Source organism: Candidatus Thermoplasmatota archaeon (assembly GCA_034660695.1).
Taxonomy (GTDB): Archaea; Thermoplasmatota; E2; order UBA202; family DSCA01; genus JAYEJS01.
Genome location: JAYEJS010000028.1, coordinates 1 through 12,720 on the forward strand (window position 1 = coordinate 1; position 12,720 = coordinate 12,720).

13 protein-coding genes and 2 tRNA genes are annotated in these 12,720 nt (G+C 41.7%); 4 read left to right on the forward strand and 11 right to left on the reverse strand.

Annotated features, from left to right (window positions below; all coding sequences use genetic code 11):
* Positions 1-148 precede the first annotated feature (148 nt).
* From iorB to U9O96_01440, 3 genes are read right to left on the reverse strand one after another with little or no spacing between them, the layout of a single operon-like run.
* Positions 149-733: an indolepyruvate ferredoxin oxidoreductase subunit beta gene (gene iorB / locus U9O96_01430; protein ID MEA2053769.1), complete on the reverse strand. Its 585-nt coding sequence runs from the start codon at positions 731-733 to the stop codon at positions 149-151.
* On the reverse strand, positions 730-2,562 hold the full coding sequence (gene iorA / locus U9O96_01435) for an indolepyruvate ferredoxin oxidoreductase subunit alpha (GenBank protein MEA2053770.1): 1,833 nt from the start codon (positions 2,560-2,562) through the stop codon (positions 730-732). Before iorA ends, iorB begins: the two co-directional genes overlap by 4 nt.
* Before the next feature lies 1 nt (position 2,563).
* Positions 2,564-3,211: an acetate--CoA ligase family protein gene (locus U9O96_01440; protein MEA2053771.1), complete on the reverse strand. Its 648-nt coding sequence runs from the start codon at positions 3,209-3,211 to the stop codon at positions 2,564-2,566.
* 77 nt (positions 3,212-3,288) lie between these two features.
* Here U9O96_01440 and thpR point away from each other — a divergent pair, with 77 nt between their 5' ends.
* A complete protein-coding gene (thpR, locus tag U9O96_01445; protein ID MEA2053772.1) occupies positions 3,289-3,828 on the forward strand; it encodes an RNA 2',3'-cyclic phosphodiesterase in 540 nt (179 codons plus the stop codon).
* A gap of 5 nt (positions 3,829-3,833) precedes the next feature.
* On the forward strand, positions 3,834-5,159 hold the full coding sequence (gene cca, locus U9O96_01450; protein MEA2053773.1) for a CCA tRNA nucleotidyltransferase: 1,326 nt from the start codon (positions 3,834-3,836) through the stop codon (positions 5,157-5,159).
* Between the two features lies 1 nt (position 5,160).
* Here the strand turns inward: cca and U9O96_01455 are convergent, their stop codons facing one another.
* The 4 genes from U9O96_01455 to U9O96_01470 form a co-directional block, all read right to left on the reverse strand.
* Positions 5,161-6,021, reverse strand: a complete 861-nt coding sequence (locus U9O96_01455) for a hypothetical protein (GenBank protein MEA2053774.1) — start codon at positions 6,019-6,021, stop codon at positions 5,161-5,163.
* 40 nt (positions 6,022-6,061) lie between these two features.
* A complete protein-coding gene (locus tag U9O96_01460; protein MEA2053775.1) occupies positions 6,062-7,012 on the reverse strand; it encodes a PAS domain S-box protein in 951 nt (316 codons plus the stop codon).
* Positions 7,013-7,173: 161 nt separating this feature from the next.
* Positions 7,174-7,278 (reverse strand) — tRNA-Tyr (locus tag U9O96_01465).
* A gap of 39 nt (positions 7,279-7,317) precedes the next feature.
* Positions 7,318-7,392: transfer RNA gene (locus U9O96_01470), tRNA-Pro, on the reverse strand.
* 130 nt (positions 7,393-7,522) lie between these two features.
* On the opposite strand from U9O96_01470, the gene U9O96_01475 reads away from it, so the two are divergent.
* A complete protein-coding gene (locus tag U9O96_01475) occupies positions 7,523-7,909 on the forward strand; it encodes a hypothetical protein (protein ID MEA2053776.1) in 387 nt (128 codons plus the stop codon).
* A 25-nt stretch (positions 7,910-7,934) separates the two neighbouring features.
* Here the strand turns inward: U9O96_01475 and sucD are convergent, their stop codons facing one another.
* From sucD to U9O96_01495, 4 genes are read right to left on the reverse strand one after another with little or no spacing between them, the layout of a single operon-like run.
* Complete coding sequence (gene sucD, locus U9O96_01480) at positions 7,935-8,804, reverse strand: succinate--CoA ligase subunit alpha (protein MEA2053777.1); 870 nt, start codon at positions 8,802-8,804, stop codon at positions 7,935-7,937.
* 1 nt (position 8,805) lies between these two features.
* On the reverse strand, positions 8,806-9,879 hold the full coding sequence (locus tag U9O96_01485) for an ATP-grasp domain-containing protein (protein MEA2053778.1): 1,074 nt from the start codon (positions 9,877-9,879) through the stop codon (positions 8,806-8,808).
* 28 nt (positions 9,880-9,907) lie between these two features.
* Positions 9,908-10,315: an NUDIX domain-containing protein gene (locus U9O96_01490; protein MEA2053779.1), complete on the reverse strand. Its 408-nt coding sequence runs from the start codon at positions 10,313-10,315 to the stop codon at positions 9,908-9,910.
* Positions 10,316-11,812, reverse strand: a complete 1,497-nt coding sequence (locus tag U9O96_01495; protein ID MEA2053780.1) for a hypothetical protein — start codon at positions 11,810-11,812, stop codon at positions 10,316-10,318.
* Between the two features lie 56 nt (positions 11,813-11,868).
* Here U9O96_01495 and U9O96_01500 point away from each other — a divergent pair.
* Positions 11,869-12,720, forward strand: an 852-nt coding sequence (locus tag U9O96_01500) for a glycosyltransferase family 2 protein (protein ID MEA2053781.1), incomplete at its 3' end; no start/stop codon positions are given.

A 12,720-nucleotide genomic window follows, 5' to 3' on the forward strand; every position in this document is an offset into this window, starting at 1 on the left:
ATTCTTTCAAACATGTGACCGAACGTATATAATTTAGGCACTACATAATTGTTACGAAATTTTCAGAATACACTTGGTATAGGACGCAAAAAGAATCAGTAAAATGTAGTGTCAAATTAAATATACTATTATCATTTGGAAAGTGTACTTAAACTTTCACTGCCTTGAGCCCCATGTTGAAAGCCCTTTCATTCATCTCCACATATTTTTCTGGAATGTTGTTCTTCACAGACTCCAGTATTTTTTCCTTTCCGATGGGCAACAGATCCATTCCTGCAAGGGCACCAAGCATGACCACGTTTTTCGTTATAGCATTGCCCGATTTCTTTGCAATATCCAGTGCATCAATTTTTATCAGCTTTCCCCTTGATGAAAGTTCTTTGAACACTTCCTCCGGATCTGGATATTTACTCTCACCTATAGATACGTTTGGCGGAATCACGGGGTTTATATCAGTTATTATGACTCCATCTCTCTTCAATTTTTTTATGTACCTGAGGGCTTCCACTGGCTCCATGGAAACGATAACATCTGCACCCCCGTCGGCAATTAAAGGTGAATATACATCCCCCACGCAAACGGTACATATCACGCTCCCGCCTCTTTGCGCCATGCCGTGCACTTCAGACATCAGTACTTTTTTTCCTTCTGTTAGAAATGTTTTTGCCAGTATGTTTGCCCCTGTAAGCACACCCTGGCCGCCAACTCCCGAGAATAACAATCTTTCCTTCATTTTTTCCTCCTTATCGCGTGTGGTTCGCAAACCTGGGTGCACACCCCGCATGCACTGCAGAGCGTCTCATCTATTTTGATTTTATCGCCATCATAGTAGAAGGCGGGACACCCGAATTTTTTGATGCAGACCTCACATTTTGTGCATTTGTTCTGGTCTATCTCGAACGAGCCTGCACGCCTCTCTTGAGGTATAAGAAGTATACAGGGGGCTTTTGAGACGACAACGGAAGTGCCCTTATATTCAAGTGCTCTCCTGAAAGTCTCCTTTGTCTTTTCTAAATTGTTTGGATTGACCACCTCAACGTGCTTTACGCCAAGCCCTCTCACCACGTCCTCAACCTTCAGCATGACCGCCTCGTTTCCCATGCCGTCGTATTCCGTGCCGGGGTTGGGCTGGTGGCCCGTCATGGCCGTTGTCCTGTTGTCAAGAACGGTAATAATGCAGTCGTGATTGTGGTGCACAGCATTTACGATGCCCGGCAGGCCGGCATGGAAGAAAGTAGAATCGCCCATGAACGAAATGACTTTCTGATTTGTGGCATAGGAAAAGCCGCATGCCGTACCGACATTTGAACCCATGCACAGCAGAAAATCCGCCACTTCGAGAGGAGGGGCCTTACCGAGAGTATAGCACCCTATGTCGGTAGGATATATGGTGCCCTCCGGTGCAACCTGCTTGACCGCATAATATGTGGCCCTGTGTGGGCATCCCGGGCATAACACTGGGGGGCGGGGCGGTATGGGTATGCTACTGCTTGCAGATTCTTTTTCTTTCAATCCAAAAAATTTTCTGATTACCCTTTCTACGATATCGACATCATATTCATATATTCTGCTCAAGCCACCGTACCCTTTGCCATATATTTTTACGTCAATTTCTTCCTCATGGGCAATCGCCTTCAACTGCTCTTCAAGGAAAGGTTCAAGTTCCTCCACTACCAGCACTCTTCCACATGCCTTCAAAAAATCGATGCACATTTTTCTTGGGAGGGGGTTGGTCATCCCGAGCTTCAATATTTTGCATTTCACCCCCAGTTCCTCGACAGCTTCTCTCACATAGTTGTGCGACGGGCCTGATGAAACAATGCCGGCATTTCCTCCAAAATCTTCGACATAATTAAATCTGCTATTCTCAGAAATTTTTTCTGCCATTTCCATCTTTTCAAGCAGAATGGGATGCAATTTTCGTGCAACCTCAGGTACGGTTACCATCAGCGGATTTTTCTCAAATTTTCCCTTTTTCTTCTTCAGATTAATCCTGCCCAACGAAACCGGACCGCGAATATGGGATGTCCTCGTGGTCATTCTGAAAAGGATGGGCAGCGAAAGTTCCTCCGATATTTTGAAAGCTTCCATAACCATGTCTTTTGCCTCCAGGGGGTCAGACGGCTCCAGCAGTGGGGCATTCCCGAATTTCGCATAGTATCTGTTGTCCTGCTCGTTCTGGGATGAATGGCATGAGGGGTCATCTGCCGTTATGATTACATGCCCCGCCTTGCACCCGACATACATGTATGTCATAAATGTATCACTCGCCACATTGAGGCCCACATGCTTCATGCACGTAAGGGCGCGCAGGCCGGAGACAGCAGCAGCGGCAGCAAATTCCAGTGCCACCTTTTCATTTGTGGAATACTGGAAATAAAATCCTGGCTCCAGCCCTTTATTTTTGTAATATTGCGCTATTTTTGAGAAGGTATCCGCTATTTCCGATGAAGGTGTGCCCGGATATGTGGTGGCAACATCTATGCCTGCTTCTACCGCCCCCCGGACCACCGCCTCGTTTCCAAGAAGTAAAGCTTTTTTTTGTGTCGATAATACGTCCATTTTATTCACCTTTTATTAATTTTGCATCCACTACTTTCAGTCCGTTCTCATAAACAAATACAGGGTTTAAATCCATCTGGTTTATAGAAGGGCAATCCATACCGATCCTGGAAAGTTTAAGGAGAAGGCTTGCCACGGCTTTTTTGTCAGGTTTCATTCCTCTGAATCCTTTGAAAATCTTGCTTGCCTTAAGCTCGTCAATCATGCCCTCTGCATCCCTCATTGTTATAGGAACGAGTCTGAAGGCAACATCGCCATACATCTCTGCAAATATGCCGCCCATGCCGACCATTATGGAAAGCCCAAAAGATTTATCATGTATAAGCCCTGCTATCATCTCGATGCCCTGGGGTTCCATCCCTTCGATCAGAAAATTTTTACCGGGAAATTTTTTACTGAAACGAATCACATTTTTTCTGAGCTCTTCCTTATCCATTATATTCAGTCTTACCCCGCCGATGTCGGTTTTATGGATAATGTCTGGAGAACATACTTTCAGCACAGCCGGAAATTTTATGTCTGTCCTGTCCAAGTCATCTTCATTCCTTATAAGCATGAAATCTGTTGTTGGGATGCCGTAATCCCTCAGCATTGATTTGACTTTATCTTCAGTTACATGAATTTTTTTTGCTGGCTGGCCGATATTCATTGTTTGGGTATGCAAAGGGTATTTTTTATTTTTTGGTAAAGGTGATATACCACCAACCGCATTAAAGCAAAGATAAAATGAGAACATTCATATCAATAGATGTGGGCAGCATGAAGCCGCTTGTAGAACTTGAAAACGAATTGAGGGAGGGAATGAACGTCAAACTGGTAGAGCCGGAAAATATTCATCTGACGTTGAAATTCCTTGGAGAAATTGGGGAAGACATCATACCCGGCATCGGGGAGGTTATGAAAGGCTCTCTGCATGGAATAAAACCGTTCACAGCATCGCTCCACGGTGTGGGCGCATTCCCAAACTTAAATTATATAAAAGTTGTATGGGTCGGCCTGGTGGACAACGGGCAAATGGAGGAAATAGCATCAAGGTTAAATAACGGGCTGCATGAATACGGGTTCAAAAATGAAAAAAGATTCGTGCCGCATGCAACACTGGCGAGAGTGAGAAGCGCTAGAGGTAAAGAAAAATTGAAAGAGTTGATAAATAAAAATAGGGATAAACAATTCGGAGAGGTGAATGTGGAATGCATAAGGCTCAAGAAAAGTGAATTGACGAAGGAAGGGCCCATATACAATACCGTCCTGGAAGTAAAATTGTGAGGAATATGGAGATAATAAAAAAAGTGCTGGAAAAAATCGTTCCGTCGGAAGAGGAAGAAAGAAAAATCATGCAGGCGGTGGAGAAATTAAAGTCGGAAATTTTGGGCAATGCAGAGAAAAAAAGCCTGGGTGTAAAAGTCATGCTCGTCGGCTCAATAGCAAAAGGAACATATCTTAAAGGCTCGCTAGATATAGACTTCTTTATTCTATTTCCGGTACATTGTCCAAAGGATGAGATGAGAGAACGTTCCCTTGAAATTGGGAAGGATATCCTCCAGGAATGGAAGATTCAATATGCCGAGCACCCTTACGTCAGAGGAATTTATGAAGGATACAATGTCGATATAGTGCCCTGCTATGATGTAAAACACCCGTCAGAAAAAATGAGTGCGGTGGACAGGACGCCCTTCCACACCGAATACATCAGGAAAAATTTGAAGGATAAAGATGAGGTAAGATTGCTGAAGCAGTTTTTGAAGGGCACAGGGTGTTACGGGGCAGAGATAAAAATTCAGGGCTTTTCAGGGTACCTGGCAGAACTATTGGTATTGAAGTATGGCTCATTTGAACAGGTACTGAAAAATTCTCAGGATTGGAAGAATAAAGTCATACTGTCACTGAATGGTGATAAAAATGTAGATTTCCCGGAAAATTTTGTTTTTATTGATCCTGTCGATTCTTCACGCAATGTTGCTGCCGCCCTTTCGCCGGATAAAATACAATTTTTTATTTTTGCGGCAGGGGAATATCTAAAAAATCCGAGATTGGAATTTTTCTTTCCAAAAAAAGTCAGGCTGTGGCCGTTGGAAAAGATAAGAGATAGAGTAAAAAATTTTGTTGGTCTCCGTATACCGAAACCAGACGTGGTGGATGACATATTGTACTCGCAGATAAAAAAAGCATCAAAAAGCATGGAAAAGATGTACCGTAAACGTGGATTTCATCCAGTTGATTCATTATATCATGTAAATGACGATATACTGATAATTGCAAGGTTGAAGGAAAAGAAAATCCCTGAAAGAAAGATTCATATGGGCCCGCCAGAAAAAGAAAATGATTATGTTAAAGCGTTTCTTTTAAAGTGGGAAGGAAATGACAATGTCATTAATATCCCATATAAAAAAAATGGCAGATGGTGGGTCGAGATAAAAAGAGATTATACCAATGCATACAATTTGCTGGAGAATAAACTGGAAGATTTAAATCTGGGGAAAAATCTTAATGAATTAAAAAATCATGTTAAAATCTATGAAGATGATGATTTTGTAAAAGAAAAATATGCTACATTCTGGACAGAATATTTTTCGGGAAAGCCCCCTTGGGAACGATAGATTATATCAATCCTGCTTTTTGAAGCAACATGAAATCTTCTGTGGAAAGCTTTTCACCCTTTTTGAATCTTTCATATACATCATCCGCTTTCTTTTGCACGGCACTTCTCTCTTTCTGTATTTTATCGACTTTCTCTTTTTTCTTCATGGAGTCCATCTGGTCTTCTATGCCTCTTATTTTCTTGACGTATGAAACCAGTTTTTTATGAGCCCTGTCGGCATCCAATCTGGCTAAAACATATTCCTTCTGAATTTTTTTTAATTCCTTATATAATGCATCGGATTTATTGAAGCATTCCATCATTTTAATGTGTTCCTCCTGCGCCTTGTCTGCCAGCTCTTTCACCCTGATATGTTCTTTGTCTCCTTTCTCTTTTATATGCTCCTCCTTTTCAATGACTTCCTTCAGTGCCGGATTTTTTTCAAGAATTTCCCTCCTTTCTTTTATTTTTTCGTTCAGTCTGGAAAGCTCCTCCACAATTTCTTCTTCTTCCCTTTTTGAAAGCTGGCGGGTCATCTGTCTGAATTCCAGTTCATCCCTTCTTTCGTTAAGCGATTCCAACGGCTCTTCATCAGGTAAATATTTTTTTCTAAGTAACTCCACTTCCTTTTCTATTTCTTTGCACTCCTTATTCAGATTTCTTCTTTTCTTTTTCGAGCTTGCAACCCTCCTGTTTATCTCATCCCTCTGTTTTTTATGTCTTATGCCCTCCTGTTTATATTTTTTAATCAGGGCAGCCAGCTCATATCTTTTTTTTCTTAATTCATTCGTTTTTACATTAAATTTTTCCCTTATTTCCTTTACCTCCCCTATTTTTTTCCTTAATTCTTCTCTTTTTTTCTGCAATTCCTCAATATTCATCCTACCCCCCTAATTGGGGTGTTTTATTAAAAAATTTCGCTTACTCGTATATCCTCCCCTCCATCACCACATGTTTGACAACGGTTTCTACTCTGTCAACGGCAGTTCTTGTTATCTCGAGTTTTCTCTTTAGTTCGGGATCAGCTTCCTTCATGGAAAGATCTATGTACCCTTTTGCTATGCACAGGGGGTTAAAAAAATAGTGAGAGATGTCTTCAGTAAATTTTCTTTCCCTCTCAATGATTTCCTCCATTTTTTTATTGGAAAGCTTGAGTTCATTCTCCATCATCCTTTTTTTAGTGATATCTATTGTATTGACCAGCAGTGCTTTACCGCCTTCATAATTCACGGCACATGTGTTCAATTCTATCCATGCTGTCTTGCCGTCTTTCCTTATTAACCGTATAGTGCATGAAGATGATTTTTTTCCTTCCAGGACACTGTTCATTTTTTTTCTGATAATTTTAATATCGCCAGTGTGAACGAGATCCATAAAATTTTTTTTTGAAATGTTATTGCCATATCCGGTTATTTCTCCAAATCTTTTGTTTGAGAACAAGCATTTACCATCTTTTACCATTAATACCCCTGTAGGTGAATTCTCGGTCAAAATGCGATACTTTTCCTCGTTTTCCCTCAGTGCATCCTCTGCATACACTCTTTCACTTATGTCGTTCATAATGATTATTGTCCCATTGGACGGGAGAGAGATTCCATCCATAGAAAAAAATTTATTATTTTTTTTCCACATTACGTTTTTAAATGGGCGACCTTTTTCGAGCAGATCTTTAAGATTTTTAAAATAAGCGGATTTTTTAACCAATGGATTCTCTAAAATTTTTGTCTTATTTATATCGTCGCACATTTCACCCATAATTTTTTTGTTTTTGTAGATCACAAACCCTTTTTCATCAATAAAAATGATCCCGACAGGAATGTTATCCAGTATTGCCTCAAGATAACCTTCACGTGCGCCCATGTCCCCTTCCATAATATCTTACAGGAAAGATTAGTGATTTATTTAAAACTTTCTAAATTACTCTCTCCTGTAATCAATAAACAGAATTACCAGAGATGTTTGAACAACACCTGCGAAGTCTTCGTAGGCAGAAAAATACAATCCGCCAATTCAACAGGTGAATGGAAAAGGAGTCCCGCCTCCCGGATTTGAACCGGGGACCTGCCGGTTTCGGCAGCAGGGCCAGATGGCCGTTGGGTCTACAGCCGGCCGCTCCAGCCAGACTGAGCTAAGGCGGGAAGAGGTGATAATGCACCGTACATTCTTATTTCTTTTTATGGGCCTGCCCGGATTTGAACCGGAGTTCATGGCTCCCAAAGCCACGAGGATAAACCAAGCTACCCCACAGGCCCCTATTACCTGTAAGATATTTTATCTAAAAAACTTTTCCTTTTACCGCCAAATCATATTACAAAATTTTAGGAATGCCGCCATCCAGCAAAGTTTATAAAGGGAAGGTTCTCTATATAATAGGTGGTAAAAATGAAAGTTGGGAACAAGGCAATATTGTGTATGCTTGTAACATTATTGCTTATGGTGCCAATATCGGCATGTGGAGTAAGCAGGGTACAGAATGCTTCCCAGTTACAAATGCAAATAGAAATAGAAATCTATGGCGGTTTCGGCATAACAGTAGTTGTTAAAAATATTGGAGAAGAAAACTTAACCAATTTGGATTGGGAAATTGAGTTAAGCGGATTGATATTTTTCGGGGTGTGTAGTGAGGGCACCATTGATCCCCTTACAAATGAAACCACAATAAGACTTTTACCCGTCGGTATCGGGCCCGGAACCATAACCATAAGCGTGGGAGATGAGTCCGCATCTGCGACATTTTTCATAGCAGGGCCGTTCGTGGTGCTAACATAACCTCTTCTCTCTCTTTTGCCGGTGGTCAAATAATCGAATCATTTTTCATCATTTCTGCGATTTCTTGCGGAAACCTTGCAACTTTCGCTCCCGAAGCCCTGAGAGCATCTGTTTTTGATTGAGCTGTCCCCTCCCCTTTTGATATAATCGCACCTGCATGCCCCATTTTTTTTCTCGGCGGTGCTGACCTGCCTGCAATATATGCATAGACAGGTTTTGTGACGTTCTTTTTGATGTAAATGGCTGCTTCCTCTTCTGCCGTGCCACCTATTTCTCCGACAAGGGCAACGGCTTTAGTTTCTGCATCGTTTTCAAATGCTTCAAGAGCATCGATGAATGTTGTTCCGATGACAGGGTCGCCCCCAAGCCCTATGCATGTGGACTGCCCCAGACTGTTCTCCGTGAGGGAATTGACAATTTCATATGTGAGGGTTCCAGAGCGGGATACAACGCCTATGCTTCCCTCCATGAACACCGTGTTCGGGATTATGCCTACCTTGCTCTTCCCAGGGCTGGCAATGCCGGGGCAATTCGGCCCGATGATTCTCGTCTTTTTGTATATCGCATAATGAACAAATTCCATGGCATCGTGGACTGGAATACAGTCTGTTACGACAACAATTGTTTTTATCCCTGCATCCAGAGATTCCATCACCGCATCCTTTGCAAATGGAGCCGGTACAAGAATTAAAGATGTGTTTGGCTCTTTTTCCATGCTCTCTTCGACGGTATCGTAGATGGGTACGCCGTGAACATCCTCACCACCCTTGCCAGGAGTTACACCCGCCACAACCTTCGTCCCAAAATCCTGCATTGCTTTGATGTGGAATCGCCCCTGATGTCCAGTCGCCCCTTGAACGATGACACGTGTATCCTCATCAACAAATATTGCCATTTTATTTCCTCCCGAGTTCGGATGCTTTTTTTGCAGCCTCACGGAAAGAAGGTATTGCTATTACTTTATCTTTCAAAATTTTCATAGCATTCTCTTCATGCATTCCTCTTATGCGCGCCACAACGGGGCAATCTATCCCCTCCTCATCTATCACCGCCTTTACACCGGATGCAACTGTATCGCATTTTGTCATTCCTCCAAAAAGGTTAAGAAAAATGACGTCGGGCCCAGCTTTTTTAATTATCCTGAAAGCCTGCTTAACTTTTTCCGGATCGTCAGTCCCGCCCAGATCAAGGAACATTCCTTTCCCTCCGTATTCATCAAGCGCATCCAGCGTTGCCATTGTCAGCCCCGCTCCATTCGCAATCACCCCTATATTCCCGTCAAGCTGGACGAATGTTATATTTTTCTTTCTGGCCTCTTTTTCGAGGGGTGTAAGCTCCTCATTTTCTTCTGGCAGGTCAGGATGCCTGAAAAGGGCGTCATCGTTAACAATTACCTTTGAGTCGACTGCAATCAACCCCCCTTTGGCATAAGCAAGAGGATTTATTTCCACAAGTTCGCATTCCTTTTCTATGAAAATCGAATAAATTTTTTTGGCAATGTCTGCAACATGTCTGTTACCAATTTTCCTTAACTGATAATTCTGAATACCGGCAAGGGGATTTATGTATATCTTAATAACATTGCTTTCATCAACACTCTCAATGTCCATTCCCCCGTCACGTGAAAACATAATCAACGGCTTTCTTTTGCTCCTGTCAATCGTTACAGCCAGATAAAATTCTTTTTCAATGTCCAATTTTTCTTCCACGAGTATTTTTTTGACCCCATAACCATCTATTTCCATGCCCATCATTCCATCAAAAATCTTATTTGCCTCATCAATGCCAGAGGCAAATTTTATTCCTCCAAAATTTTTTCTTTTTCCTGTCAAAACCTGTGCCTTCATGACCCACGGGAATTGTATATTGACGGCTTGCAGTTCATTTTCCTCCTCAACAACCGTGCCTTCTGGTACTGAAATACCGTAGCGGGAAAATAATTCCTTGCCCTGGCATTCGTATAGCCTCATTAATTGAAAATATGTAAACTTTTATAAGTTATTCGTTTAAAAATTTCTCTGCTTTTTCGAGGACTTTTCTGTCGTTTTCGTATGTTATTTTCCTGACTGCCTCATCATAAGGGAGCCATGCATAGTCTGTGTGCTCATGTGAAAGTTCAATGCGGCTTACGGAGCATTCCACCAGAAAGTAGGTAACTTCCTTGTATGTTCTCTTTCTCTCAGAGGTATAAAAATAACTTATTTTTTCTCTGAAAGACGGTATAAATCTAAGCCACTCTTTCTCCAATCCGGCTTCTTCCTTTGCCTCTCTCACCACAGTACGCATTTCACCTTCTCCTTTCTCGATTTTGCCCTTTACAAATCCCCAATGACCCCAGCCGTATTTGAGCAGCAGATACTTCCCATTATGAAAAATTATTGCCCCGCATGACCTTTCGACAGGCATTCAATCCTCCAATTTTTTTGTTGACCCTGTCATGGTCAGCATTTCCTGAAGCACCCTCCCATATTCCTCCCCTCTCTTTTCAAGCAGCCTCCTGGCATATTTTGTGAGGTGGCTGCCGAAATCCTTTTCCATCTCCGAATATTTCCACTCCTCGCTTCCTGCTTTGTTTATTGCCAGTAAAAATGCATAAGCAATCGCTTTTTTTTTCACATCCATTTCTTCTCCGTGAATTTCTTTTATGGCTTCTTTATACCCTCCAGTCCTGTAGGCTCTTGCTATCCTGTCGGCAAATTCCGCAAGCGGGGGCAATTTTTTGTAATGCGGTAATTCTCTCAAAATTTTTTGTTTTTCTTTTTCCCCGTAAACCCTTTTCAGAATTTCCGAGGGCTGCTTTCCAGCATAATTTTCAAGTATTTTCATCCCTTCCTTCCCGGCAATATTTCTGACGACATCTTCCCCATACTCATCCCAATACTTTGAAAGTATTTTATTTGGTGTTGCATTTGAAATGACCAGCGGCTTCCCTATCCTGTTCAAAATATATTCAATGCCCAATTCCTCCCATTTATTCGGTTTGATGTGTTCTATGGCAGCATCAGCGTCACTACCGTAGCAGACGTTGTCAATTACGAAAACCCTGTCATGCAACTTTTCTATGTTCCACTGCACCTTTTTGTACCAGTTCTCAATAAACTCTTTGTCATCAATTTTTCCTTCTACGTAATACGAATCGTCCATTTCCTTTTTCAGGGCATCTTCGATGATGCATCTGTCACATTTTTTACTGCACGAAATAAAGTTTCCGACAACTGTTGCTTCGAACTCCTTTTTTATATTCGGGGAGTAAAAGTATTTTGCCATTTTCATTATGGTATTGCCTGAGGCACAGTCCTCGCATATTTTTAATTCCATATCTGCTGGAATCCACTTTATCCTTATGCATGTCTTTTTGCTATCAGCATGTTTGCACATCCCTTTTTCAAGCCCGATTTTTTTCGTAACGAATCGTATAAATTCTTCTGGAGGTGTGGCATCATTGCCCATGCATATCATTTTGTCCTGAATGGAGTATATATATATTTTTTTCCTGGAAGCGATGTCCATTATTCCGAGCATCCGTATATGAGGGTTATCAAAATTCTGTACGGCAAGGAGTTTTTCGTCATTTGCCTTCCCCCTCTTTGCATATACATACGTATTGCCATTGATTTCCTTTGCCGCAAAATAAGAAATTTTTGAATCTGCAAGAAGAATTGTGCCCGCAACAGCACCTGACAAGTCCTTTCTGGATGCATATTTCATTAATTTTTTTTCATCTGCTTTCATTTTTTCAAGCTTTGTCCTCAGATTTTTAAAACGGCATTTTTTGCAATTTTTATTTGAGCATTCCGGCAGCACCATTACAGGATTTTTTTTAATGCGCGATGCCATCTCTTTTATTCCCTTCTCCTGAACTTTTGTTGCAACCCTTATGCCCCTGCTCTTAAATCTGGCCACGATGAATAAAGGAAAAGAGGTTAAAAACTTTTATTAAGGATTGCAGAATTTCAAGTGTGCTCATTTCAGTTGTCGTGGCGGTGAGAAACGAAAAACAATATATCAAGCAGTGTATAGAATCGCTTTTCAGCCAAGATTATGCCGAAAAATATGAAGTCATCGTTATCGATGGAATGAGCGACGATGGCACCTACGAATTGCTGGAAGGACTGCAAAAAAAGTACGGCTTTAAGTTGCTTTGTAATGAGAAGAAAAATGCAGCTGCGGGCAGAAATATGGGCATAAAGGAAGCAAAAGGAGAGGCAATAGCGTTCATTGATGGCGATGCTACAGCTTCCGAAGACTGGCTCAGTAGCATAAGTAAGGCGTTTGAGAAAAGCAATGTTGCTGGTGTGGGTGGCCCTGATTTACTGCCGGAAGATGGAAATTATAAAGCAAAAGCAATTGGCCTTGTAATGACTTCCCCGCTTGCCAGAGGGGGCAGGCTGAATCCGTCAACCCAGCATGTGATGGACGACAAATCACGCTATGTTGACCACATACCTACCTGCAATCTATGCTTGAATAAGGAAGTATTTGACAAAGTTGGAATGTTTGACGAAAGTTTTGTGAAGGGGCAGGACTTAGAACTCAACTATCGGATACGGAAAGCAGGCTACAAATTGTTTTATTCCCCAGAGATAAAGGTTGTGCATTACCGGAAGCAGCACATCCGCCAGTTTACCCGACAGATATACAAGTGGGCAAAGGCAAAAGTTGCCATAATAAAAAAACACGGCATGCACGGTCTTACAAGCCACATTTATTTATGGCCGGCCTATGCAATCATTGCCCTTTTTCTCTCTCTGTTCATCTCAATTTTATTGAATTTGATGAATCTGTTTATCCCGATTCTATTCCTCGCCCTT